The organism is Moorena sp. SIO3A2, from assembly GCF_010672265.1.
GTDB classification, from domain to species: domain Bacteria; phylum Cyanobacteriota; class Cyanobacteriia; order Cyanobacteriales; family Coleofasciculaceae; genus Moorena; species Moorena producens.
In genome coordinates, this window is the sequence record NZ_JAAHHC010000015.1 from 127,492 (window position 1) to 154,095 (window position 26,604).

At 44.6% G+C, this 26,604-nt stretch carries 20 protein-coding genes; 11 read left to right on the top strand and 9 right to left on the bottom strand.

Annotated elements, in window-relative coordinates; genetic code table 11:
- Nucleotides 1-241: 241 nt before the first annotated feature.
- Nucleotides 242-457: a hypothetical protein gene (locus F6K64_RS17965; protein ID WP_008188502.1), complete on the bottom strand. Its 216-nt coding sequence runs from the start codon at nucleotides 455-457 to the stop codon at nucleotides 242-244.
- On the opposite strand from F6K64_RS17965, the gene F6K64_RS17970 reads away from it, so the two are divergent.
- Entirely contained in the window at nucleotides 444-1,268 is an 825-nt protein-coding gene (locus F6K64_RS17970) for a fimbrial biogenesis chaperone (protein ID WP_008188503.1), read from the top strand. The genes F6K64_RS17965 and F6K64_RS17970 overlap by 14 nt on opposite strands.
- Nucleotides 1,269-2,245: 977 nt before the next feature.
- Here F6K64_RS17970 and F6K64_RS17975 read toward each other — a convergent pair.
- The gene (locus tag F6K64_RS17975; RefSeq protein WP_008188505.1) at nucleotides 2,246-2,776 is read right to left on the bottom strand and encodes a hypothetical protein; all 531 of its coding nucleotides are present in this window, start codon (nucleotides 2,774-2,776) and stop codon (nucleotides 2,246-2,248) included.
- Between the two features lie 286 nt (nucleotides 2,777-3,062).
- Here F6K64_RS17975 and F6K64_RS17980 point away from each other — a divergent pair, with 286 nt between their 5' ends.
- Entirely contained in the window at nucleotides 3,063-5,735 is a 2,673-nt protein-coding gene (locus F6K64_RS17980) for a carboxypeptidase-like regulatory domain-containing protein (RefSeq protein WP_008188506.1), read from the top strand.
- Nucleotides 5,736-6,159: 424 nt separating this feature from the next.
- Here F6K64_RS17980 and rpsF read toward each other — a convergent pair whose 3' ends face one another.
- Nucleotides 6,160-6,489 (bottom strand): 30S ribosomal protein S6, encoded by a 330-nt coding sequence (rpsF, locus tag F6K64_RS17985; RefSeq protein WP_193374718.1) that lies wholly within the window; start codon nucleotides 6,487-6,489, stop codon nucleotides 6,160-6,162.
- A gap of 566 nt (nucleotides 6,490-7,055) precedes the next feature.
- On the opposite strand from rpsF, the gene F6K64_RS17990 reads away from it, so the two are divergent.
- On the top strand, nucleotides 7,056-7,856 hold the full coding sequence (locus F6K64_RS17990; protein ID WP_008188508.1) for a fumarylacetoacetate hydrolase family protein: 801 nt from the start codon (nucleotides 7,056-7,058) through the stop codon (nucleotides 7,854-7,856).
- On the opposite strand, the gene F6K64_RS17995 is transcribed toward F6K64_RS17990, so the two are convergent.
- Both F6K64_RS17995 and F6K64_RS18000 read right to left on the bottom strand, forming a co-directional pair.
- Nucleotides 7,853-8,329: a Tic20 family protein gene (locus tag F6K64_RS17995; protein WP_287265942.1), complete on the bottom strand. Its 477-nt coding sequence runs from the start codon at nucleotides 8,327-8,329 to the stop codon at nucleotides 7,853-7,855. The two genes, F6K64_RS17990 and F6K64_RS17995, sit on opposite strands and share 4 nt — an antisense overlap.
- 169 nt (nucleotides 8,330-8,498) lie before the next feature.
- Nucleotides 8,499-8,696, bottom strand: a complete 198-nt coding sequence (locus F6K64_RS18000; protein WP_008188510.1) for a hypothetical protein — start codon at nucleotides 8,694-8,696, stop codon at nucleotides 8,499-8,501.
- Between the two features lie 730 nt (nucleotides 8,697-9,426).
- On the opposite strand from F6K64_RS18000, the gene F6K64_RS18005 reads away from it, so the two are divergent.
- The 4 genes from F6K64_RS18005 to F6K64_RS18020 all read left to right on the top strand — a co-directional run bounded on the left by F6K64_RS18005 (nucleotide 9,427) and on the right by F6K64_RS18020 (nucleotide 14,629).
- Nucleotides 9,427-10,686: an RNA-guided endonuclease InsQ/TnpB family protein gene (locus F6K64_RS18005; protein WP_008188511.1), complete on the top strand. Its 1,260-nt coding sequence runs from the start codon at nucleotides 9,427-9,429 to the stop codon at nucleotides 10,684-10,686.
- 230 nt (nucleotides 10,687-10,916) lie between these two features.
- Nucleotides 10,917-12,200 carry a serine hydroxymethyltransferase gene (gene glyA / locus F6K64_RS18010; protein ID WP_287265943.1) on the top strand — a complete coding sequence of 428 codons (1,284 nt, stop codon included), beginning with the start codon at nucleotides 10,917-10,919 and terminating at the stop codon, nucleotides 12,198-12,200.
- 315 nt (nucleotides 12,201-12,515) lie between these two features.
- Nucleotides 12,516-12,638 carry a hypothetical protein gene (locus tag F6K64_RS18015; RefSeq protein WP_267872101.1) on the top strand — a complete coding sequence of 41 codons (123 nt, stop codon included), beginning with the start codon at nucleotides 12,516-12,518 and terminating at the stop codon, nucleotides 12,636-12,638.
- Nucleotides 12,639-13,831: 1,193 nt separating this feature from the next.
- Entirely contained in the window at nucleotides 13,832-14,629 is a 798-nt protein-coding gene (locus tag F6K64_RS18020) for a PEP-CTERM sorting domain-containing protein (protein WP_008188514.1), read from the top strand.
- 343 nt (nucleotides 14,630-14,972) lie between these two features.
- On the opposite strand, the gene F6K64_RS18025 is transcribed toward F6K64_RS18020, so the two are convergent.
- A complete protein-coding gene (locus F6K64_RS18025; protein WP_287250949.1) occupies nucleotides 14,973-15,098 on the bottom strand; it encodes a hypothetical protein in 126 nt (41 codons plus the stop codon).
- A gap of 111 nt (nucleotides 15,099-15,209) precedes the next feature.
- Between F6K64_RS18025 and F6K64_RS18030 the strand changes: the two genes are divergently transcribed.
- Together F6K64_RS18030 and F6K64_RS18035 are read left to right on the top strand one after the other, a co-directional pair.
- On the top strand, nucleotides 15,210-16,805 hold the full coding sequence (locus F6K64_RS18030; RefSeq protein WP_287265945.1) for an efflux RND transporter periplasmic adaptor subunit: 1,596 nt from the start codon (nucleotides 15,210-15,212) through the stop codon (nucleotides 16,803-16,805).
- A gap of 249 nt (nucleotides 16,806-17,054) precedes the next feature.
- Nucleotides 17,055-20,297, top strand: coding sequence for an efflux RND transporter permease subunit (locus F6K64_RS18035; protein ID WP_287265947.1), 3,243 nt, complete (start codon nucleotides 17,055-17,057; stop codon nucleotides 20,295-20,297).
- 161 nt (nucleotides 20,298-20,458) lie between these two features.
- Here the strand turns inward: F6K64_RS18035 and F6K64_RS18040 are convergent, their stop codons facing one another.
- Nucleotides 20,459-21,202, bottom strand: coding sequence for a Uma2 family endonuclease (locus F6K64_RS18040; protein ID WP_008188518.1), 744 nt, complete (start codon nucleotides 21,200-21,202; stop codon nucleotides 20,459-20,461).
- A gap of 216 nt (nucleotides 21,203-21,418) precedes the next feature.
- Nucleotides 21,419-22,603 (bottom strand): tRNA preQ1(34) S-adenosylmethionine ribosyltransferase-isomerase QueA, encoded by a 1,185-nt coding sequence (queA, locus tag F6K64_RS18045; protein ID WP_008188519.1) that lies wholly within the window; start codon nucleotides 22,601-22,603, stop codon nucleotides 21,419-21,421.
- 139 nt (nucleotides 22,604-22,742) lie between these two features.
- Here queA and F6K64_RS18050 point away from each other — a divergent pair, with 139 nt between their 5' ends.
- Together F6K64_RS18050 and aroA are read left to right on the top strand one after the other, a co-directional pair.
- Nucleotides 22,743-23,132, top strand: a complete 390-nt coding sequence (locus tag F6K64_RS18050) for a hypothetical protein (RefSeq protein WP_008188520.1) — start codon at nucleotides 22,743-22,745, stop codon at nucleotides 23,130-23,132.
- A gap of 294 nt (nucleotides 23,133-23,426) precedes the next feature.
- Entirely contained in the window at nucleotides 23,427-24,788 is a 1,362-nt protein-coding gene (gene aroA / locus F6K64_RS18055) for a 3-phosphoshikimate 1-carboxyvinyltransferase (protein WP_008188522.1), read from the top strand.
- A gap of 398 nt (nucleotides 24,789-25,186) precedes the next feature.
- Here aroA and F6K64_RS18060 read toward each other — a convergent pair whose 3' ends face one another.
- On the bottom strand, nucleotides 25,187-26,338 hold the full coding sequence (locus F6K64_RS18060) for a DUF1972 domain-containing protein (RefSeq protein ID WP_008188523.1): 1,152 nt from the start codon (nucleotides 26,336-26,338) through the stop codon (nucleotides 25,187-25,189).
- Nucleotides 26,339-26,604 lie beyond the last annotated feature (266 nt).

Here is a 26,604-nt window from a genome sequence, read left to right on the forward strand (position 1 = left end):
TAACCATAGCTATTACCATAAATTTAGTCAACAATAGATTAAAGTATAGCGCTACGCGCAAGGCAATAGGCAATAGGCATGCTAGCAATAGCTGAATATAATAGCTTTTGCTGCTTTTATAAATGTCCTAACCTTAATGGGTAGTGCTATATATCGCTGTTTACTAAATTATCGTAAGCATATGCGCTACAGATGGTGCTACTTGAGGTGCTATCAGCTATCAGCTGTCAGCCGTCAGCTGTCAGGCGTTGGCCTTTGGCACCTCAATTATCGTGGCATAGGCTTCGACGCTGGGACGTAGCGCATAAGCTAAATCCTTACTTTGTATAGTAAATAGGTACAAATATTTTTCCCGATTCCCGATTCCCGATTCCCGATTCCCGATTCCCGATTCCCGATTCCCGATGACCTGTTCCCTGTTCCCTGTTCCCTGTTCCCTAGAAATGATTAAACTCAATCAACATTTAATAACTTATTTAGGTAGCTGCGCCTTATCTGCACTGGTGCTATTTCCAGGATTAGCTAAAGCTCAGGTTCAAGTTTCTCCCTTAGTTATTGAAGAAGAAGCAGAACGAGGTCAAGCTAGAGGTATCATCAACGTCACCAATCGCAGTAATAAGGCATTTCGAGCCCGTGTCTATGCGACACCTTTCACCTACGATGAAAATGGGTTTGAAGCATTGGAATCTAGCTCTAATGATTTAACCCCTTATCTACAATTCTCCCCTCGTGAATTGGTGGTAGAACCAGGCGTAACTCGCCGCATCCGAATGATTTCCCGCTTTCCTCCTAGTATGGAAAAAGGGGAATATCGGGCAGTGATTTTCACAGAAAATCTGGAACATTCCCAGAATAACCGTGGTGGTGTCAGTATGGGCATCGTACCTCGCATTGGTGTGACTGTCTATGTACGTCATGGAGATATTTCTCCCAAATTGACCGTAGAGGAAGCGAGCTTTGATCACAAGAGTAAGCAGATTCTGTTACAGGTTAGCAACAGTGGCAATGCCACTGCACGACCCAAGGTGGAGTGGACTCTCAAGCAGGGAACCACTACGGTCACCACTGGCAAACAAAACGAATGGACAGTGATTGCTGGGGGGGAACGGAAGATTTCTATCGGATATCCTAGTGATGCCAAGGAATTGACAGCTGGACAATACCAATTGACTGGAACCTTGCTTTGGGGCGAAGAAGAGAATCGACAAAGTGTGCCTTTTAGTATTAATCTGACTATGCCCAGCAGCACCACTGCTCAGAGTAGGTAAATTCAGAGTACGCCAATCAGCAGACCTCTTGCAAAAGTCCAAAACTAGTCTCCACAATCCTGCCAATATCCAAAGTTATCTACTTCTCCAAGAAGCCGATTTGATTAAGTCGAATGGCACTAACTTAAGCAAAAGTAGAGAGGTAGCATGCTATCTCTCTACAAGACTGCAAAGACTGAATTAAAAAGGTAGTATTTAACACAGATATTATCTTTTTATTAATTAAAAATTATCCGGTTATCTGCTCCGAATTTACCTGTTTCCTGTTTCTTTTAAAAACTAATTATGATAAACTCCAGTTGTAAGCATTCAGCTGTCAGCTAATGGGCTACGCGCACGCTACGGGAACAGGTATCAGCTTATGCGCTACAGATGGTGCTAGTTGAGGTGCTAGCAGGCGCTTTAACTGCACGGGGTCGGATGAGTACAACGAGCAGGGATTTTCAACCAGCCATACCACCACCCCCCAGCTGGTTTACTACCTCCCTTTGATTACCTGACGGCACATCAAGTAGCGTGGCCTACGGCCAACGGCTGATAGCTGAATGCTTACATCTACTTGAGCTAGGGTAAACTGGTGGTGTAAAGGAAATTTTTAGAAATTATTTTAAAAAAATAAAAACTGTAACCATTCAGCAAAGATACCGAAATTTTAAACTAATTTAACTTGATTAATATGTAGAAAATTACGGGTAATATAGTAATATTTTTTATAGGATTATGGTGGTTTTTATTCCCATAGTAAATAATACAGACCCTAATTGTTTTTACTTAAATCTGTCTGGAAAGGCTGTTCTAGATATTGACAGAACAATTAGCTGATGTTAGATTATTATAAATCAACGGTTTGTTGGTAAAGTCTCCGTAGGAAAAATCGGGTGAAGCCGATTCCCACGGAGACAACTAAAAATATAGAGGTTAATTGCAGTTCAATTTTCCAGCGGAATACGTCGCTGGCTTCCAGCCAATAGTTGAGTTTAGTCAGCTGTAGCTGTCACCGTAAACTTATAGGCATAATCACCACCTTTAAGGGGTAAAAGTCCCTCGATCTCCATGTTAGCTTCAACATCGTATTGGTTAGGAGGTAACGATTGGGGTGGCAGTGCAGGTCCTTCCTTACTACGCCCAATCTCGCCAACTGGTCCACCCCCAAGATCAAAAAAAGTAACTCCATACTCGTAGTTATTGGCGGTGTCTAAAAGTTCTTCAGATAGACGATTCATCGGCATCAAATCCCCAAGAGAGACAATTGCGCCACTATTACACACCATCACACCTGTAGCAGGATCACCTTCTACGTCATTAGCAACTAATACTTCGGGAAAAGGGTTTGCTAAATTACCAGGTTGAACATTTAAAAAAGAACATGTTCCCTCTACTGTGCCGTGGAATTCAAACTCCTGCTCTGTCTCAGGAGCTTCCTGAGCAAAGGCACTGGTAGCACCAACAGCAACACCTAAAGCAGTCAAGGCGGAAATAAATAAGGATTTACCGAATTGGTTTCTCATGTCCTTTATCTGGTGGGAATAAACTGTTTGTTTGTAATTTGTTTGTAATTCTATTGTTTCCTAATTTCCTAACTGGATACATCCGGAAAGATACCGAATTTAAAATTCATTGAATTTGATTAAGGTGGATAAAATTACGGGGAATAAGGGAATAGTAGTGCTACTGCAATAAACCCGATGTATCAAACCCCTTAGTTACTGTTACTTGATCTGACCAAATTGGAAAGTATGTATGTAGTTTCCCTTAAAAAATTTAGTCAGCATTTAGTCAGCTCATAGGTGTTGGATGAAAATTATTTCACTAGCTTATCTAGCTGTAACAACTCTCTTGTCTTCTTTGATTACCATAACTTCCGTTGTTGCCCAAACACTAGCACCTGAAATCCCAAAACCGGAAGTCGCCGCCACTACCTCTAGCCCAAGGCGAAACGATAGTGATCAATTGATTATTCTTCCTGTAGGCGTCAATCTGGGAAAACAGAATGTGATTCCTAGTACCTTAGTGCGGGGATTTGAAGATGGTTCCCAGGCAATTAATTTTGAAAAGTGGCTGATTCCCTTAGATGATGTGATTAAGGGCTTGAAATTAGATGTCAAACCCTTAGAAGATGGTCAATTAGAAGTGCGATCGCCTGGTTTAGTCACCCGCATCAATCCAGAAGACTTACCAACTGACCCAGAATTAGGATTAGTCATTCCCGTCAAAACCATCCAAACTCTTCTAGGAGTCCCGACGGAGTTTGACATGATTGAATACGCCATTAGGTTTAATCCCCCCTGGTTGAATGTGCGGCGCAAAGGTCGGCGAACTCCAGAAATCCCAGTCGTACTTGAAGGATTATCTGAGATTGATGCCCCTGCCTTTAGCATATCCGCGATCAGACAACGGGTAAATATTAGTGGCAGAGGGGGTGGTAGCAGTTCTCTGTCTAATTCCACTAACTATACTGGAGAATTTACCACCATCGGCACCTTATTAGGAGGTAGCTGGTTTCTGAGGACTCGCCAACCGGATTTAACCGATACTGGGACGTTTCGGTTACAGGAAGCCCAGTATTTTCGCCAAACCGATGCAGCGGATTATGTCCTAGGTTCCCAGCCCACCTTTTGGCGAAGTCAAGGGACAGGTCAATATTGGGGTGCGACCACTATCCAGCGCTGGGGATTTATCCCACCACGGTCATCGGGGGGTGGATTTAGTCCTAGCCAACGGTTACAAGCCAATGACATTGGACGCAGCATTACTGGGGAAGCTGAACCGGGTACGTTAGTCCAGCTGACCCAAGGTTTTAATGATGTGGTAGTGGATGAAATCCTAGTGGACTCCTCTGGGGTTTACCGCTTTGAAAATGTCATAACTGGACGAGGCGGTAGCAATACTTATCGCGTCTTTCTATATCCCGATGGACAGCTTACTGCGGAACCGGAAATTCGAGAGGCAAAATTTTCTATTATACCGGGTCAATTGACCAAGGGAGCCTCTGCTTTAGTTGTTTCCACTGGCTTGAGTCGGGAATCGAGCCAGAATGGGAATTTCTTTGGTGAGTTTACAGACGTGCGGGGGGGAATTGCCTATCGCTTAGGAGTCACAGAAGACCTGACTTTGGGGATGGGGATGGTTTACGACGAGTCAGTATTGGGGTTAGGGGAACTATTCTATCAACCTGCTGGATTTCCCTTAAAGGTAAAAGTGTCGGCTCTTTTGGGTACAGAGGATGAGGGGATAGACTATGATGCCAGTATTAACTTCCAACCCTCCCCTAAGCTGAGCTTTAACTTCAACAGTGATAGTCTAGCGCAGCGGTTTCGGGTCAACTGGCAAGTCTTTCGTGGTTTAACCTTGAGAGCCAGTGGTAACACTCGGGAAGAAGCCTTAGCTGCTGGTATGAGCATTTCCCACACTAGCCAAAATTTCTCACTCTTTGCCAGTGCTGACATGGACACCAATAATAACTTGCGCTGGAGTTTGAGGTCTAACCTGGGAAGTCTGAGACTGTCCCATCGAGGCAATGAAATCACCACCAATTCCGAACTAATCTATTATTTGTCCGATAGCAGTGCCTCTAAAGGACATTCCCTGCTACTGGGTTACGAAACCCGGGATTCAAATAACCGTGATGATCACCTCGCTCGCTTAGCTTGGCGCTATCGTTCTCCACAACAGTCTAGTGATGGTCGATATCTATGGGACTTGGATTTCGGCTATGGCTTCGGTTCTCGGGGTAATGGATTGATTGCCTCAGCTTCCAGTGCCGTGATTCCCGGATTAGTATTGCGGTTACGTTATCAGGAAATATCTACTACCTCTGATGGCAGCACGTTCAGGATTGAGGTCTCTCCCAATATCAATGTCCAATCAGGGATTAGCGCTGCCGACACCCGCTTTGACCGCTTACGCAGCCGAGGGGGATTGTTAATTCAGCCTTTCTTTGACAACAATGGCAATGGTAAACGAGATAAAGGGGAAGAGATTTACCTCGAAGAGCCGGATTTACTGTTACTGCTGAATAATAAATCGATTACCTCTTTTCGACCAGACATTCGCAACAATGGGATTTTTGTCAAACTCGACCCTGACACCTATCGCCTTGACCTTGACCCCGCCGGATATCCCATCGACTGGAAACCCGAGGAATCGGCCTATGCGGTGGAGGTGGTGCCCGGTAGCTATACTCCAGTTACTGTGCCAATGGTACTATCCTACACCTTTGCAGGTGTAGTCACTGATGCTGGGGGAGAAGCGGTGGAGGGTGCGAAGGTAGAAGCAGTACCAGTTGATTCAGGAAAATCGATTTTTTCGATTACCAACGGTGCTGGGGTCTTTTATTTAGAAGGGTTGCAGCAGGGTAAGTATAATTTACTGATTAATGGTGAATCGGCTCAACCCAATCAAATCGAGATTAAGCCAGATTCCGAACCTTTCCAAGAACTGAATTTATCGATACTCCTTAGTCCTTAGTCTTTAATCCTTAGTGTTTTGTAGCCAGCAAAGAAGTAAGCATTCAGCCCTTAGCGGTCAGCCCTGGGCTTTTGGCCCACCCTGGGCGAACAGCTTTGTGGCACAGGCTTCGACCCTGGGACTTTCCTGATATTAAACGAATGCTTACCTGTTTTCTTGATCCCAAGCGCGAGTGGGGGAAACCCCCTTTGGCTGACTGCATCGCTTATTCAAAAGCTGTTCGGTGTAGCTTGCCCTATGCCCATAAGCACATCAAGTACCGTGCCCGCCCATAAGCTGATAGCACCTCAAGTAGCATGCGTGTAGCGCATATGCTGATACGCGACACGCTGATAGCTGAATGCTTACGTAATAGGTAATCCTCAACTACCCATTACCCATTACCTGTTACCGATTACCGATTACCCCCTGGAATACCGAGAGTTCAAGCTTCAACTTCTGCTGGTTCTGGTGTAGGGGCTGGGGATGATTCCTGTCTGATGGTGAGGTAGCGAATCACATCTTGACTTAGACGCATTGCTCGCTCAATCTTGGCCACATGGGTACCTGGTCCATTATAGTTCATTTGAATATAAATCCCTTCCCGGTACCTATCTATGGGATAGGCTAAACGACGCTTGCCACGATGCTGAATCTCGATTTGCTCTCCACCTAGTTCCTGCAACAGGTCTCGATATTTGCCGATAGCTTGATCTACTTGTTCCTCGCCCAAATCAGGACGCAGGATGTACATCATTTCGTAAGTGTTTTTCACTGGTATTAATCTCCTTATGGACAATTTGGCTTCTTTTTATCCGATACACAGCACTAACAATCAGCACTAACAATCAGCACTAACAATCAGCACTAACAATCAGCTTTCCTTGAACCACACCAAAGGTGAGAGTCAAGGTTGGGTAATTGACTTGCTTGCTACTGGATAGTTAAAGAAGCAAGGAATTGATCTACCGCTACTCAAGCGGACAGTTACCGGATCGGTAAGTTTGTGGGGTTGTTACACTTATCTGAATACTTTGATCTCAATACTTTGATCTCAATACTTTACAAGCATTACCCCTTCAGCATTTTAACCCCTTGTGCAACCAATTTCAATTAAATTTCAATTAAGTTGTGCTCAAAGAAAGTACATTCGTCAAAGGGGAATAACACTAGACACCACCAGACACTACTAGAAGATGCTATGTCTGAATGCAGCTTGTTATCTATTGTACTGTTAAGGACAATCTGTTATCGGTACTCAGTACTGACGTACTACCAACTCAATACTACCTTAGGTAAAGTAGAGAATTTTCGTAATATTATTAAGGAACATCTATTGTTATGACACAGCGTTACGTTCGAGTTAAATCTTCTAAAGGACAGACCTACTACGGCTTGTTACAGGTGACCCGCACTATTCAGGTGCTGGATGCACCACCTTGGTTACAGGGACAACCCATAGATTTAGAGTTGGAACCAGAAAGCTATCAATTGCTGGCTCCGTGTGCACCAACTAAAATCGTGGCTGTAGGCAAAAACTATACTGAACACGCAGCGGAATTGGGAACATCAGTTCCTGAGGAACCTTTACTGTTTCTTAAACCCCCTACCACTATAATTCCTGACTCTCAAGCCATCCAGTATCCGCCTCAGTCTCAGCGAGTAGACTATGAGGGAGAATTAGCACTGGTAATCGGTGACTATTGCTTAGACTGCACACCAGACGAAGCTCAATCCAAAATTTGGGGTTATACGATCGCTAATGACGTAACGGCTCGGGATTTACAAAAGCGGGATGCCCAATGGACCAGGGCTAAGGGATTTAATAGCTTTTGTCCCCTCGGACCCTGGATAGTCCGGGAATTGAGTGCTGGGGCAAAATTGCAGACATTTCTGAATGACAACCCTGAGCCAGTACAATCAGCTTTAATTAGTCAAATGGTATTTCCGCCAGATGTTCTGGTATCTTACATTTCCCAGGTGATGACCCTAGTACCAGGAGATGTGATCCTTACGGGGACACCCCAAGGAGTAGGACCAATGGAAGTTGGCGATCGCGTCCGGGTGGAAATTGAGGGAATTGGCCAGTTGGAAAATACGGTGAGCTTACGCCCTTCACAGGCCAAGACTAAGGAATACTAGGGGACTTGGCTGTAAACGGCTTGACTAAGGCTTGGTATTTCTGCGTAACGACCCATCAATGATTGAATCATGGAGTAGCCGCAGGCGGCAAGGATTCCTAAAAATACTACATTATACAAGGTTTCTGTTAGCAAGTTAACCCCTAGTGCTTGGCGTAAAATTGGCAACAATAGAAAACCCAAAACTAAAAGAATGTCTAAAAGAATCGCCTGCATGGTGTTAAAGCGAACAAAATGGCTGATTCGTGGGTTTCTGACTACGGCTAAGAACAAAACAAAGAAAATAATTAACCCCGCCAACGGCAAACGGTAGTAAATTGAAATTAATGGTTTTAGTGGCAGGTAAATAATGCCCAGAATGGGAAACTGTCTTAGCAGAAATTGACCAAAGGGCAAAACCACAATTAGAGGCAGTATATATGCAAGGGCTGCAAAAATCCGGTCTTTAACATCTGTTGATCCGCGCCAAGTCATCGTGATTTCTCCTTGAAGATGTTCAGATCAGGGTTACACTAACTATTATTCAGCATAGCGCAGCACAACACTCTACCCCATCGCAACCTGAAATGCGATTGACCTTTGGTCACGCTTCGCGATCGCTTAGTACAAAAGTTCTTACTACAAAAGTTCTTACTACAAAAGTTTACTCCATATTTACCAGACGGAAGCCCATTTCACACTCATACTGTTGAGCTTGCTTCTCACTTAGCTTCTTGAGGAGATGAGCACACACCAATTTGCCTTGATGCCAGCGAGGTTGACCACTTGGGTCAGCCAGTAAACAACATTGGCAGACAAGGTCGGGGGAAATTACTTGGTTGTCCGTTAGAATTACTAACATAGCACTAATCCTGTTACGCTATCAGGGCTGATGCCGAAGCAAGATACTCTAAGGTCTTCTCAACAGGCTGGAGGATAGGGAAAAATGTTTATTTGCTCACGACACCTTATGCCCATACTAATCGAGAAACTCTTGACCAATCACCTTAGTGCTTAAGTCTTGTTTATAAGTGCTGTTGATTAGAACTATTGCTTAACCCTATTCTTATCTTATTAGATCCCCTGGATGATAAGTGTTGTATAATAAATAATTTAACATAATAAAAACTTTAAGTTTTGCTAAAAATTGGCCTAATCTGAGTCTGAATCGTTCCAGAATCAAGCTTTAAGCTCATCCTTACCGATGAATTGTTTGACAGGACTTATGAAAAACTGGTGAAAAACTGGGCATCAAACGCCCATATGTAGTAGGAATAAGTAGTAGGGATAAGTAGTAGGGATAAGTAATAGGGTGCGTTAATAACCAACCCTGTAGGTATATTTACTGGGTAAGTCCTGTTTAAGGGTCGTGTCCAACTAAACGGGCAAGGGGTCTCCCGTTATAATCGCGTGATTTAACGGGTTAGAAGTTACCGTAAGACAGTTGAGCCTTATTTCATATAACTTAAACTTATGACTCACAGACTGTCGCTTATAAAGGCTAAACTGTCTAAGGCGCGCGTCTCCGGGGAATTGCCCGACTGGGTATATTGGTTCTTGAGATATTGTTTGAGTTGTTTAACTAAGGGCTGATGATACTGACCTACTGCTACAGAATTAAGCCGAACACCGAACAAGTAGCCATCATGGAAAGATGGCTAGAACTATTGCGCCGTCACTGGAACTATGCTCTAGGGCAAAGACTTGATTGGCTCAATAGGAGTCGTTGCTCTATTGATAGATGTAGTATCGTTAGTGAACCAATTGGTGAAATACCAGAACCACTCAATTATTACACTCAGCAATCAGCCCTCAAGGAAACCAAACGGTTGTTCCCTGAGTACAAAAAAATTTACGCAGAAACTCAACAAGTTAATCTACAACGACTTAATAAAGCGTGGGAAAGATGGAGGAAACCTGTCAAGGGTGGCAAGCGGGGTGGAAGACCTCGTTTCAAGAAGCCTGGAGAACTTAGATCTTTTGTCTTTCCTAGGGTGAATAGTTCTAAAGCGGGGGCGCACTTAATTGATGGAGTTTTAAAACTAAGCAAGATCGGTTCTATTCCTGTGGTAATGCATCGACCATTGCCGGATGGATTCACTCTCAAGCAGTGTACTATTGTCAAAAAAGCTGATGGTTGGTATTGCTGCATTTCAATGAAGGATCATACCGTCCCTGAAATATTACCTATAGATTCAGTTAAGTCTGCTGTCGGAATTGATGTTGGCTTAGAAAAGTTTTTAACTACATCTGACGGTGAAGCAGTACCGATCCCACAGTTCTACAGGAAGGCTCAAGACAGACTGGCATTAGCTCAAAAAGCGATGTCCCGTCGTGTCAAGGGTTCTAACAACTGGAAAAAAGCTAAAAAGCAAGTTAGCTTGTTGCATCTTCACTTAGCTCGTTGCAGAAAAGAGTTTCATTATCAGGTTGCTCATTGGTTGTGTAATAAATATGACTTAATTGCTCACGAAAATTTAAATATCAAAGGACTTGCTCGAATAAGACACGCAAAATCAATACATGATGCTGCGTGGGGGTCATTTCTAGAAATCTTACAAGCAGTGGCGGTCAAACGCGGTTTGTTAGTCCAGGAAGTTAATCCACGGGGTACAAGTATCGAGTGTTTCAATTGTGGAGCTTCAGTTGAGAAAAATCTCGCTGACAGAGTCCATCATTGTCCTGATTGTGGAGTAAAAATTGACCGCGATTGGAATAGTGGCATCAACATTTTGAATCGTGCATTAATGGCGGTTGGACTGCCGCTCAATGGCTGTGGTAAATCGATACAGGATATCGAGGAGCAGCAAGTCTCATTTGCGAATTTGAGAAGCCCACATCATAATCTCTGATTTGATGTGGGAGTGGTCACAAAATCTTCAGGGCGACTAAAGCTGCTATGTCGGTACCGGTAGTCGCTGATGGGATAAACCCGTGCATCAAAGCGCTACCTCAGTTTTTGATTCCCGCTCCTGCCTAGACGGGGCTTGATTGCCTCAGAGGATTTTTTGTAAGCATATACACCTTTAAGGTTGTTGTGTCAATACCCAAACGTGATCGATCCTAGGAACAAGTAAAGAAAGTGACTCAAACTAACTTCGATTTTCTCGCCGAAACCGATCCCACGATAGCCACGTATCTGGGAGAAGAACTCCAACGTCAACGGGAGCATCTGGAACTTATTGCTAGTGAGAACTTCACCTCCCCAGCGGTGATGGCAGCACAAAGCTCAGTGCTAACTAACAAATATGCTGAGGGATTGCCCGGAAAGCGCTACTATGGCGGCTGTGAGTTCATTGACAAAGTCGAACAAGTAGCGATTGACCGTGCTAAAGAACTTTTTGGTGCTGCTCATGCCAATGTGCAGCCCCATTCTGGCGCTCAAGCGAACTTTGCAGTATTTCTAGCCTTACTAAAACCTGGTGACAAGATTATGGGGATGGATTTGTCCCATGGCGGACACCTTACCCATGGGTCACCGGTCAATGTGTCGGGCAAATGGTTTGAGGTGTGTCACTACGGTGTCAGCCAGGAGACTGAACAATTGGACTATGGTCAGATTCGGGAACTTGCTCTGAAAGAGCGTCCCAAACTGATTATTTGCGGCTATTCCGCCTATCCCCGAATCATTGACTTTGAGAAATTCCGGGCCATTGCTGATGAAGTGGGTGCCTACCTGATGGCGGATATGGCTCACATTGCTGGTTTAGTTGCTACTGGTCATCACCCTAACCCCCTTCCTCACTGCCATGTGGTCACTACTACCACTCACAAGACCCTGCGTGGTCCAAGGGGTGGCTTGATTCTGACCAATCAATCGGATTTGGGTAAAAAGTTCGATAAGGCAGTGTTTCCCGGAACTCAGGGGGGTCCGTTGGAACATGTGATTGCTGGTAAAGCTGTTGCCTTTGGGGAAGCCTTGACCCCAGCATTCAAAACCTATTCTGCCCAGGTGATTGAAAATGCTAAGGCTTTGGCAACGGCACTGCAAAACCGGGAGTTAAAGATTGTTTCTGGTGGTACAGATAACCATGTATTACTGGTAGATTTGCGCTCTATTGGTATGACAGGTAAGCGAGCTGACCAACTGGTGAGCGGTGTCAAGATTACGGCTAACAAAAACACTGTTCCCTTTGACCCAGAGTCGCCCTTTGTCACCAGTGGCTTGCGCCTAGGTTCCCCCGCCATGACTACCCGAGGCATGGGAGTGGCAGAATTTACTGAGATTGGTAATATTATTGCCGATCGCTTACTGAATCGAGAGGATGAGCAAGTGGCAACTCAATGTCGCCAGCGTGTGGCACAGTTATGCGATCGCTTTCCTCTGTATCCCCATTTGACCATTCCTTTACCAAGTTTGGTCTAAGGGTTGAGGGTTGACGGTTGAGGGTTAAGCGTCAGCATAAAACCAACAGTAGGGTGGGCTAATAACGCACCCTACTGTAGTCTTCGCTTTGGTTTATCAGGGAGTCGGGAGCGGTGCGCTTGACCCGTAATTTAATTACGGGTCAAGCGCACCGAGGGAGTCGGGAGTCGGTAACTTCGGATTAAAAGAACTGTCCGCCGTAACCCACCAATAGTCAGCGATTTCAGTTGTCTTAAGATTTAGTTTATAAACAGTTTCTAAGTCCTATTCTGTCAACATCAATAATGGAACAGCCCTTATTCACACATTTAAATTGTGAATAGGGGCGCTTTGGGGAGATGGGGAGATGGTCAGAGGGTAGACCGGCTTTTTCACAAGTGGATTGACCGTTGGTCACGCTACGGGAACGATTGGCCGTTGGCCAAGCTACGCGATTGACCGTAGGTCACGCTACTTGAGGTGGAAATTTAAATGCATCTTAGGGAACCCAAGTATAGCGTTTTTATTTGAGATGTAAACATAGGACTGCATCAATATAGGGAACAGGAAACAGAGAACAGGGAAGAGTAGGAAGGGTGCATCTCATATTTGTAAAAAAGATCGGAAGTGTGGGGCCCGGGCGCGGGGAGTGTGGGGCCCGGGCGCGGGGAGTGTAGAAATTTTCGCCCGAATTTTTGCCTAATTGCAAAACTGAGATGCACCCAGTAGGAAAGAGCTCCGAATAGTTTTTGATGTTATCAGAAAGCGATGCAGCGCGGTCATGGGGGGAACCCCCATGACCGACTGCATCAAGACACAGCAATATTGTTTATGACCTATTGGTAAATGCTATATTGACTGAATTATCTCTTATCAAAGAATTTTTCATTAAAACTTTATTATTTTAAAGATTGAGTAAATTTTACTTGGATTAGCTCAATTTTTCCAGATTTATATGTAATATTATTCTTTGGAAATAAATCAGTCATCAACGTTAAATCGTTCATGGTTGTCATAGCTACCAACCTAAAGCAGTAAAAGAAAAGACCTCCCTCTGGGGATAATAATCAACAATGAACTCTATCTTGAGAGAGCGCTGCTTGAGTTCGTAGCGATTTTTCTGATTAGTTACATCCATGCTTAAACTAGTTGGCTTGGATGTGTCAGATCATGGTGCTTGCGTATTAAGAGGCTCTAGATTTTAGAATTAATTGATTTGAGCCCCTTGATATTTAGATGTTCTGACTTATAGCTTTTATGGCCTTGATGAGGTATGGTTATCAACCTCAAAGTCCTCCTTACAAATGGGGACCAACGGGGGATCGCTTTGTACCTCATTGAAGAGAGAATTGCTATATTAATAAATTCTCCAATACTCTCCAAACCGATGCAGTGGCTCATAGGATAAAGGGTGCATCTCATTTTTGCAATTAAACAAAAATTCTAATAAAATTCCCAAACTGCCTACACTACCCACCCTCCCTAAAATCCCCACGCTTCCGACACTTCCGGCACTTCCCTTCTTTTTTACAAAGATGAGATGCACCCTAGGATAAACCCCCTTTTGCCGCGCTGCATCAAGACATAGTTACAGCAAATAGTGTCGTCGCGAAAACCATCGTATTTTCCCTAACAAAGGAGTAATCAAGTTTATGTCTACTCGCCAATTGTTCAATGTCTTAACCCTATGCTCAGGTACAGTAAGTTTAGTTAGTGCCGCAACTCTTTTAAGTGCTAACCCAGCTTTGGCAATTGTCAATGGCAGTTTTGAGACTGGTGATTTCAACCCATGGGCAACCATAGGCGACACTAGTATTGAGACAGCAGAGTTTGGAAGTGGTCCAACAGATGGAGACTTCCAAGCTTTACTAACTACTGGTGTTGGCTCAGTTCCTGTCTCGGATATAGAAACATTCCTAGGATTAACAGCTGGAAGCTTAGCTACTATCCCTAATCTTCCCAATGTAGATACTCCCACAGAGGGTTCTGCAATTCAACAAACCTTCACTGCCTATGCCGGAGATATTTTGACTTTTGATTGGAACTTTCTCACGAATGAATTTACATCATCTTTGAATCCAGAAGATTTTAACGGTCTTCCCTTTGTTAATCCAGAAGTTTTTAACGATTTTTCCTTCGTCAGCATCTCTCAAATGGTAGATGGACTAGCTGACACCAACTCCCCACTATTCATAGAATCTTTGACACCTTTCTTTCAGACACCTTTCTTTGAAGAGACTGGCTTTCAGAGTTTTTCTTATACCTTTGAAACTTCTGGAACCTTTAGTTTAGGACTTGGAGTCTTGGACGAGGATGATCCTTTTGTTGACTCTGGACTGCTGATTGACAATGTTCAGCTAACACCCGTTCCGGAACCTGCTTCAATTTTGGGCTTACTAGCATTAGGTGCTTTGGGAACAGGTGCAGCTTTCAAAAAAAAGACTGCTTAAGCATATGCGCTACGCGCACGCTACTTGAGGTGCGGTCAGCGGTCAGCGGACAAAATAAATTCTTGTAATTAGTTTCAATTAATAATCATAAAACCCCACTGGTTTAAGACACTGGTGGGGTTAATTTATGATTTATGATTTATGATTTGTAATTTTTAATTTGTCCACAAATTGACCAAGATTTAAATGCAGCAATTAATTTATCCAGTCTGGCGTACAGCTGAAAGCCTATAGAGGGGTAACCGCTTCCTACTCCCTACTCCCTACTCCCTACTCCCTACTCCCTACTCCCTACTCTCTACTTTAATACAATTATCCCTAGGTTTTAGTACTTATCCTGATTTCAACACAGGTTTTGAAGCTGTATACTTGACAAAACTTCCGGTAATCCTATACCACCGGTTGATGGCAGGGTTGCTCCAACTGATATATTATGAGTTTCTGCTCGTTCTGATTGCCCCTGTGGCATTTCTCTAGAAACAAACTCCTTGGTTACAGGCGATATCCTTTATATAGGGTAACTAACCCCATACTGTGCAACTCAAAAGTACTTAAGACTTGATGCTACAGGAAATAAACAATGAAATCAAATCCTTTGCCTCAAAAGCACTTGTCCTCACCTCAACCAATTCAGGAACACATTGATCAAGGGGTTGAACAGCAACCACAAGACCCATTACCCGAAGTAGAAACGGAAGCTGCCAGGGAAGCAACCAATACCCCCGCCAATCCCTCCCGTAAAAAGCGACCGATGTGGCCTTTTCTGTTGCTAGGTATCGGTATTATAGCATTGGGTGCGATCGCTTTCAAACAGTCCCAACCTAATCCCGAGGTATCACAAAACACCATCACAGCAGCCCCAGCTGAACCTAACCGGTTACCTGTACGAGCCACCCCAGTCAAAATTTATCCACTGCAACAGTTAGTTTTTGGCAATGGTTTCGTTTCAGCAGTGCGAGGCAAACACCTGACCTTCCAAACCTCAGGAACTATCACCTATCTCAAAAAAGTTAATGGACGGGATCTACGAGAGGGAGATTTTGTCAAAAAGGGTGAATTACTAGCAAAATTAGATGACCGCAGACTGCGAGCAGAGCTGGCACAAGCTCAAGCCCAAACTGCTGAAGCTCAGACCCAACGGGTAACAGCACAAGCAAATTTGTCTCAATCTCAAGCAAATGTAGAACAAACCAAAGCACAAGTAATCAGCGCCCAAGCCCAGTTTGAAGCAGCAAAAAATGATTTTGATTTAGCGATATCTGAATTCAAACGCCGTCTAGAACTTTTCGATGCCGGTGTAATCTCAGAGAGTGATGTTGATGTCTACAGAAATAGAGCCGAGGATGCTCAATCCCAAGTCAGAGCAGCACAAGCTCAAGTTAATGCTGCCTTGAGCAATGTCAAAGCTGCTGAAAGTCAGTTAGCATCTGCCCAGTCACAATTAACTGCTACTCAAGCCCAGATTGCTTCAGCCAAGGCTGGGCAAACTCGCTCTACCATTAGTTTAGAAGATACGGAGATTGTAGCACCCTTTGATGGAATTGTAGCCCACCTTAATATCCGAGAGGGAGACTTCTGGACAACCCAAATTTTAAACAGTGTAAACACTAGTAATTATCAGACTGTAGTCGATTCAGTGCCGATCATTGTCAATGACCCTAGCGCTTATGAAGTCGATGTCGAACTCCCGACCTTTTATGGCCCATTGGTGCAACCCGGTCAATCAGCTTATGTGGTGTTAGATCAAGACATGAGTAGTGCCTCTAGTAGAGGCATGACCCAACAGGAATTGTTTCGCCTTGCTAAAGCCCGAGGCGCAATTTTTTCAGTCAGTCCTTCGGTTAACCCTGGTGAGCGTTCTGTAAACGTGACCATCCGCCTGTACCAAGGAAGTAAGAATGTACTGGATAGGGAGCGAGTTTCTGTTTGGATTGCTGTGGAAGAAAACCCCACAGCCCTAAGTGTTCCTATTAATGCAATTGTCTACCGCGACCATAAACCCTATGTATTTGTTGTAAATCAACAAGAAAACGTCGTCAAACTGCGTCCGGTAACAGAGGGTATTAAGGGGATTTCTATGCAAGAAATTAAAAGTGGTGTTGAACCTGGCGATTTAGTTGTCACAGAAGGACTCAATCGCTTAGTTGATGGCACACCAGTTGAAGTTATTAACTAGTAAGGAATAATTTGGGCAGTTGGTAATTGGTAAGCATTCAGCGGTCAGCGGTCAGCTATCATGCAGACGTAACTCAGATTAAACAAATGGTTACCTGTTTTATTCAAAAGCACCGATTGCGCGTAGCCCATAAGCTGAATGCTAATAGCTAATAGCTAATAGCTATTAACTGAATGCTGAATGCTGAATGCTGAATGCTGAATGCTTACGGTAATTGCTAAGATGACGTTTTCCTTTGGTAGGTAATTGATGAGTAGTAAGCTGGTTTCCTCCAACTCTAAACCTGAGGTTTTACAGGATAAATTAGATCATAATGGGCATAATGGGCATAATGGGCATGATGTGCCTGATGTTAACCGAGCCTCAGGTTTAGCTAAATTCTTTTTCCTGAAAACAGTATTTGGTATTCTCTTGATCGTTTTGCTAACCTTGGGTGGATTGATGGGTTATCAGTCCATGGTCAAAGAAGCCGATCCAGATGTGGAAATTCCCATGGCGATAGTGACTACTACTTGGCCAGGGGCTGACCCAGAAACCATAGAAACTCAAGTTACCGATAAAATAGAAAAAGAACTCAAATCCCTCAAGGGATTGAAGAAAGTTGAGAGTGCTTCTTTCAACGGTTTCTCCCAGATATTAGTTGAATTTCAAGCTAATGCCAATGTTCAGGAGTCGATGGCACTGCTGCGGCAAAAAGTGGATGATGCTGAACCGGAGATTAATTCAGAGGCTGAGCAACCCAATATAGAGCAAATCTCTGCCCAAGATGTCCCAATTTTCTCGATTGCTTTATATGGTAATCTCGATCCGGCGGTGTTCAGTCGGGCGGCGGAAGATATTCAAGAAAGACTCGAAAAAGTCTCGGGTGTACGGGAGGTTAATGTAGCAGGACAACGGAAAGAAGTTATCAATGTCCAACTTATCCCCAGCCGCATGATTACTTTGGGGATTTCCCCAACAACAGTAAGTGACCGCCTCAGAGTTGCTAACCAGGATATGCCCTGGGACCAGATTGAAAATGAACAGATTGGGGCTCAGGTACGATTGTACGGTAGGTTTCGTACCTTGGAAGATTTACGTAGCTTGCCTATCACTCGTTTGGGTGGTGCTGATGGTAGGGTAGTGCGCCTCGATGAAGTTGCCTTAGTACGTCGGGATTTGGAAAGGGAAAAGACTCGTGCCTTCATTAGTTGGCAGGGTTCTGAGTTTGAACCCACCGTCAGCATGGATGTAGTGAAAGTACCAGGGTCTGACTCAATTAAGGTCATCGAAAAAACCTTAGAAGAACTGGAGTCTCTCAAGCAAGACCTCAATGTCTGGCCTTTTGGGATGGATTATCGGATTACCTACAGGCAGGACGAACAGATTCACGATGAGCAGAATAACCTGATCAGTAATGTGATTCAGGCAGTTATTGGTGTTTTTATCATCTTGTTCATTGCCCTGACCTGGCGAGAAGCCATAATTGCAGGGTTATCGATTCCTTTAACCTTTCTCGGAGCTATATTTCTGCTCTGGCTTAGTGGGTACACCCTTAACAATATGATCTTATATGGGATGGTCATAGCACTAGGATTGCTGGTGGATGTATTCATCTTAATGATGGAGGGGATGCATGATGCACTGTTTGTGGAGGGGTTAACCTTTAATCAGGCAGCCCTTAAGACTGTGAAAACCTATGCAGCACCAGCGTTTTCCGGTCAGCTCACAACCATTCTAGCTATGGCACCCCTGCTGGTAATTAGTGGCACGATGGGCAAGTTTGTACGGTTGATGCCCATCACAGCAATTATCTGTCTGTTGCTCAGTTATGCGATCGCTTTATTAATCGATATACCCTTGTCTCGCTTTGTGTTAGGTAATGTTAAAGGCCGGATTCAAAAAACCCGCATTGATAAACTAACCGAATCCGCCTCTGAATGGTTTAAAAACTGGAGTCTCAAGTTTACAGTACGTAACCGAGCAATAGCTGGTGCTTGGATTGTCGGAACTGTAGTTATTTTTATTACCTCTTTGGTTGCGGTTGCGCAATTACCAGGAACGCTTTTTCCTGATGCTGACACCCGCCCCATCAGTATCAATGTGGAATTACCCCCCACAGCCACCTTGGCAAAGTCTCAACAAGTGGCAGATGATTTAGGAGAAATTTTGCGTTCCAAGGATTATTTTGAAAGTGTCACCAAATTAGTTGGTCAAAAAAGTGCTTTAGTGGCAGAGAGTGGTCTTAAGCCGACACAGGATAACTATTTACTAGGTTTCTCAGCACTATTTACCAAAAAAAACGAGCGCGACCAGTTCTCCTATGACTATATAGATGACTTGCGAACAGAACTGAATCAGGCCATCCGTAATTATCCTGGAGCATCCCTAGTCATCAATGTTCCTGGTACTGGTGAAGGCGGAGACCCGATTGCCATTGAGCTAAAAGGCAATGACATGAACACACTGCGGCAGATTTCCGGTGAAGTCCAATTAGCACTGCGCCAGATTGATGGGACTGAAGATGTCCGTGATGGCTTGGGAGACTTGCGCAACGATATCAAACTTCGACCCAAACGGGAAGCTATGGATTTTTATGGCATCAGTGAAAATGACCTAGCCCTGCAGGGACGCTACATTATGACCGATAACGAGATTACAGACTCTGCCATTAGAGCAGGAAAAGACGACTTAGAAATTCGCCTGAGTACTGCGTGGCCCTCCCGCAATGGCGCTGTAGGTGGTCCCACTCGTCGTGATGAGTTGAGAATGATTCAACTGTTTTCATCAGACCACGGAGCAATATCGGGAGAGGCGATATTGGATATTGAGCAGAGCATGGCTCCCCTATCGATTACCCATACAGATACCGAACGCACAGTTACTGTTTATTCTAAAGCTAAAGGTCGCACTCCTGGAGAGATTTTGGCAGAGTTACAGCCAAAATTAGAGCAAATGAAGAAAACATGGTCTCCAGGTTATGATTACAAATTTGGCGGACAGGCTGAAACTCAAAGTGAGACCTTTGGTTCCGCAGTTAACATGTCCTATGTATCACTTTTCTTAGTTTTTTCGGTACTGGTGCTGCAATTTGGCTCTTTCAGCCAGCCTTTCATTATTATGCTCTCTATCCCCTTTGCTTTGATTGGCACTTTTAGTGGTTTCTCTTTGCTCGGGATACCCCTTTCGTTTCCTAGCATGATTGGGATTATTTCTCTAGTGGGGATTGTAGTTAATGATTCCATCGTGATCGTAGAAACCATGAACAAGCATCGTTCAAGTGGAATGAAAGTGCGACAAGCTGCAGCTCATGGTGCTTCTGACCGACTGCGCCCGGTACTCACCACCAGTATTACCACCATGGTTGGTTTGATTCCTTTAGCACTAAGTGATCCCATTTGGTTTCCGTTGTGTATGGCAATTATCTTCGGTTTATGTGCCTCAACCTTGAGTGCTTTGCTGGTGATTCCTTGTTTATATTTACAGTTGACGCCAGCTAATACTAATTCTTAAAAGATAGGCAAGAGGCAAGAGGCAAACGTTGGTTTTACTGTCAGTTATCAGCTATCAGCTATCAGCTATCAGTTAAAGGCTCTCAACTATCAGCTAAAGACTGACGGCTGACCGCTGACCGCTGACCGCTGAATGCTTAGAGAATTATTAATTCTTATTCTTCAAACTTGATCTGGATTCACTCCCATTGCTCGTAAGCGAGCAGCCAGTTTTTCAGCCCTTTCTTGAGCGATCGCCGCTTGTTCTTGAGCGATCGCCGCTTGTTCTTGAGCGATCGCCGCATTTTCTTCAGGAGTAGGTAGCACAATTCCCTCCAAAGTAGCCCAACGCAGCCAAGTGGCCTCCACATCCTTGTAAAAGCCTGACCAACGCACTAAGGCTAACCCTAATATTTCGCTAACTAGTCGCTCCTGTTCATCTTCACTTAAAGGTTGATAGACTCCATTGTCTAAGCTAAATCCGGCAAAATCCTTTGGATTAAACGGGTCGTACCAAAAATACTCTGGTACTCTAACTTGGTCTTGATAAACTAGCTTTTTGGTAGTTTTATCGGTCTTGGCTGTACTGTCAGAAATTAATTCAATGATCACATCAGGTGCTTTACCTTCTTCCCAAACTACCCAACTAAGTCGTTCGCCTTTGGGAACTCCAAGCACTACAAAGACATCTGGACCTCGGAAGTCTTGATTTTTAAGTTGTGCTTCACTGAAATGAAGAAACATATTACCGCCCACATAGCCATCTTCCCGCTGGGCTAACCACGGCAATAACGGATCAATCAGCAATTGCATCTGGAGTTTATGTCGTTCAGTTTCCATCGGAATACCGTCATCACAGGGAAGGTCATACTGAGTTGGCAGTAAAGGAGTATCAGGTACAACAGCAGAGGTCATGGTTTTAGACATAGCGATCGCATTACCTACTCAAATTTAACGCCCATAGCTACGGTATCGTTGAAATTTGGGAAAAAACCCAGCGCTTGGATCTATCTTTTTGGCTAAAAATCTGGTACGGAAGTTCAAAATTAAATTATTGTTTATAGCGTTTCTGATAGTAACCAGGTACACAGGATTTTTTACCTCTTCCCCATTCCCTACTCCCTACTCCCTATTCCCTATTCCCTATTCCCTATTCCCTATTCCCTGTTCCCTGGGAACATCTCTAGCTTCTGGCAAAATTAACATCGCATCACCAAAGGAATAAAAGCGATAACCCTGAGCGATCGCATCCTGGTACAAGGTCAGTAACCGCTCCCTACCTACCATGGCGCTAACTAACATTAATAAACTCGACCGAGGTAAGTGGAAATTGGTAATCAATCCCTCCACTACCTGCCACTGATAACCTGGGTAGATAAATAAGTTAGTCTTACCACAATAGGGTTGTAATTCCCCATCCACAACAGCTCCCTCTAGAGCACGGACTACCGTTGTGCCTACGGCAATAACTCGACCTCCCGTTGCTCTAGTTTCCTGAATTTGCTCCACAGTTGATTGGGGGACTTCTAACCACTCTCCGTGCATGTCGTGTTCGGTAATATCCTCCACTTCTACAGGTCGAAATGTACCAACCCCCACGTGTAGGGTGATATACCCTAGCCGAATTCCCCGTTGGCGGCAGTTTTCCAATAGCTCATTGGTGAAATGGAGTCCAGCGGTGGGAGCCGCAACAGCACCATTCTTTTGAGCATAAATGGTTTGATACTGGTCTGGGGTAGCTTGAGAGTCTTGGATATAGGGGGGTAGAGGAACCTGGCCATACAACTCCAACAGGGTTTCCCAGGATACTCCCTCTGGGAAATCAAACTGCAATATCCGCCCACTGGTTGCTTCATCTGTTGCCAGAACAGTTGCTTTAAGAGGAGGTAGGGGGGTAGTTAGCTGTTTCGAGACGCTACTATCGTTGAGCCCAACTTGGGATGAGGGGGTAAACCAAATCTCTGCTCCTGGCTTAAGACGCCTACCTGGTTTCACTAAAGCTAGCCAACTCTGGTGTTGTCCCTGATGTTCTCGCTCTTCTAACAACAATATCTCCACAGGCGCACCAGTGGATTTACGCCCATAGAGTCGAGCGGGGATAACCCTGGTGTTATTGAGGATCAATAGGTCACCCGGTTGCAGTAGCTGAGGTAATTCCCTAAAGATGTGGTGGCTATGGTGAGTTGGTGAATCTACCACCAGCAGTTTTGAACCATCCCTCTCGCTCAAGGGTGTTTGGGCAATTTGCTCTTGGGGTAGTTCATAGTCATAGCTTGAGACTAATTGGTCGATTTGGTGCTTGGATGTCTGTTTGTCAATCCCTGTCATGCTGTTATTCCTACATTGGGGAATATCCCCTATCTAAGATCGGGGGAGTATCCCCTACCAGTTAGCAATCCTGGCTTGCGAAAATAAAGATATCGGATATGATATCAAGCCTCAGTTGGTTACTAACTAACTCCTCTCTATGGATTACCTTTACTTTTTAGCTAATGCCAGTCTAACTCTGCGAGTCGTTGAGTATCTAAAAGACTCGCCCCAGCTACCTATCAAATTTGCCACGGTGATTCATCGGATTGATGGCTGGGTGGTTAAGGTCAAGATGGACACACCTTTAACCGCTCAACAACATGGAGACTTTCGGGCTTATATGAACGAGTTGGGGATTCCCTACAGCCCTGACATTCGTGTGCAAATGGCTCTGTGGAGTCTGGAAACCGGACAGTCACCGGTAGAGGTCATGCGTCGCTACCAAGTTGCTGTGGTTTCTCATGGTAGTCCAAACCAGAGCGACATAGAAGCTTTTTGCGAACAATTTACCATGGGTTTGGGATATTGTCCAGAAACCTTGGCTTGAGCAACGCTCAATTAATGTAGGGTGGGCAGTGGATCAGTTCATGTAGGGTGGGCAGTGGATCAGACAGATTCAGAAGCTGACAAAGCACCTTGCTAGGCACTGCCCACCGTAGGATTAATCACTGGAGGAAGTTCATGTAGGGTGGGCAGTGGATCAGACAGATCCAGAAACTGACCAAGCACCTTGCTAGGCACTGCCCACCGTAGGATTAATCACAACGGTGCCAGATCTCAGTAATACCTAGAATTTTGATAAAATCGGTTATGATTCAGCACGGTAATGTAACCGAAGTCTATGCCCTTGCCAGCAAATCTAGTCACCCTAACTACGACGGAAAATCAACAGACTTTAAGCATAAATCCCCCAACCTCTGGTCTATCTTTGCAGGGAGTTATCAGCATACCAGGGGATAAATCGATTTCCCACCGAGCCTTAATGTTGGGAGCGATAGCCTCAGGAAAAACTACCATTAAAGGGTTACTGTTGGGAGAAGACCCCCAAAGCACTGCTAGCTGCTTTCGTGCTTTGGGCGCAGATATCTCGGAACTTAATACTGAACAAGTGATTGTTAAGGGTATAGGACTAGGGAAACTGCAAGAACCCGTTGATGTCTTAAATGCAGGTAACTCGGGTACTACCCTACGACTGATTCTGGGACTACTCGCCTCTGCTGCTGACCGATTTTTTACTGTAACCGGTGACAAGTCTTTGCGATCGCGTCCGATGTCCCGTGTGGTGAAACCCCTACAACAAATGGGAGCCAGCATCTGGGGGCGTGAAGGTGCAACGCTCGCTCCCCTGGCCATTAAAGGCTCCGTTCTTAAACCAATTCACTACCACTCTCCCATCGCCTCAGCTCAAGTAAAATCCTGTATTATCCTCGCTGGTTTAATGACCGAAGGACAAACAACTGTCACTGAACCAGCCCTCTCCCGTGACCACAGCGAACGGATGCTCAAAGCCTTTGGAGCTCAGATTATTACTGACCCAAAAACCAATAGTGTTACGGTGACAGGACCGGCTCAGTTGCAAGGGCAAGCCGTAATTGTTCCTGGTGATATTAGCTCAGCTGCCTTTTGGTTAGTAGCCGGAGCGATTGTACCCGGTTCAGAACTGATTGTGGAAAATGTGGGTGTTAACCCTACCCGTACAGGTATTTTAGAAGCCCTATCCATGATGGGGGCTGATATTGAGCTGTTAAATCAGCGAGTAGTGGCTGGGGAGCCGGTGGCAGATTTGCGGGTACGTCACGGTAACCTCATCAAAGGATGCACCATTGCGGGTGACTTGATTCCCCGCCTGATTGATGAAATTCCGATTTTAGCAGTAGCAGCAGTCTTTGCCCAAGGAACTACTATCATTCGGGATGCAGCAGAACTGCGAGTTAAGGAAAGCGATCGCTTAGCGGTGATGGCATCCCAGTTGAACCAGATGGGAGCTAAGGTCACTGAATTGCCCGATGGTCTAGAGATTATTGGTGGTACTCCCTTAACCGGTACAGACGTGGATAGTCATACTGACCACCGTATTGCCATGAGTTTAGCGATCGCAGCCCTCAATTCCCAAGGTACAACTACCATTCACGGTGCTGAAGCGGCTGCCATCTCCTATCCAAACTTCACTACCACCTTGCAAGAGGTAATTAAGGCTTGTTGACCGTAAGTATTCAGCTATCAGCTATCAGCTATCAGCGGTCAGCTGTCAGCTTTTGAATACAAGAGGTAAGCATTCGTTTAATAGTCACGAAAGCACAGCGCTTGTGGCCTGTGCCACAAAGAAGCCTGTGCCACAAAGCACCGATTGCGCTACGCCCACGCTACGGGAATGGCCAAGGGCTTTTACCCAGACTTTCAATTCTGATTAATCTTGAACTATTAAATTCTATCCTTAGAGGTTTATTTTAAGCATTAGGCTGACGGCATTAGGCTGACGGCTGACCGCTCAAAATAAATAAAAGTAAAGGGTAAAAGTTTCTAACATTACCCTTTACCCTTTACTAGTTACCCTTTAACCCAAATTTTTCCCCGAGCAGCTAGCCTAACTTATGAAGGCTATCACTCTATTTCAGGGATTGGAGAACTTAACAAAGCTAGTTTATGCAGCTGCTTGGCTTTGGATAGGAACAACCTTTCGTAGGCTTTAATATCCTTATCCTGAGCAAATTCCTGATAGTAGCGCTCTTTGCTGGCTAGTTTCATTTTTTGCAGTTCATCACCATCATTTAGCAGTATCTCCAGCTTCTCGTCCAATTCCGATTCATTTTTGAAATAGTGAGCACCAGGTCCTGCAACCCAACGATTGAAGCGATTATTGTTTGCCAGAACCGGTTGACCAGCGCTGAGGGCTTCTACTAAAGAAGGATTAGTGCCACCAACTTGATGTCCATGAATATAGAGTCGTGCGTGGAATCTCAAGGCATTAACCACTGACTTATTATAGATAGCACCAGGAAAGATCACCTCATCACTGGCTGCTTCTAAAACTTGTTTGTGATAGGGTATCTGATCAGGTAAATAGCGACCAAGCACCACCAATTTAAGACCCCGATGTCGCCTGGAAAAGCCAGAAACAATCTCTAGAATCGAGTTTTCTGGTTCAGGTCTGGCAATCACCAAAGCATACTCCTTCGGAACCAGATTATAGGGGGTTAAAAGTTGTGAGTCGGCATCAACAACTTTCTCGGTTCCATAAGGAATCATCGTGATTTTATCAGAAGCTACTTTTCGGGTCAATAAATGACTCTTGATTCCTGGATGATCAGCAATTAAACTGTTAGCTAACCAACACCCAGCCCATTCATTGAGATATAACCAAATTTTTTCAGGAAGCCTCCATTTACTGCGTTTCCATTCCAGACCATCCATATTCATAAAATTGGTAATCCCTTTGAGGCGATACCAAATACTGAAGATGGCTGTGTTATAGCCAAGGGTAAGCACGATACCCTTTTGTTTGACCGCATGTAATGTAGATTTCCAGTCAAAAATAATCGATCCCAGTGCGTTGCCATAGGGAACCGGTATATGAACCAGACGAATACCATGCCAGTATTCTTCAAACATCTGATTTTTGTGCTCTTCCTGACAATATACTGTGACTTCCCATCCCTGAGATACAAGATATTTTGACAGCCGTTCCGCGAAAGTTTCAAATCCACCATATTGGGCGGGAATGCCACGGATACCAAGAATTGATAGTTTCAACATTTTAGATGCCCGAGTCTAACAGTATACAAAGGAAAAAACTTGCCTTCCCAATTCACGATTTACTTGGACTAAGTGAGCTAAATCACGAAAATGCACCGAACAGCCGATAACAAACGGCTATCAAAGCGATGCAGAGGTGCGACCCGTGGCGAATTTAATTCGACGACTGTAAGCGCACCTAAGCGGTCTTGGGGGAAACCCCCACTCGCTATTGCATCAAGACAGGTAGATAAACCCGATAATTTTTTTTGCCTACCTTGAGCTGC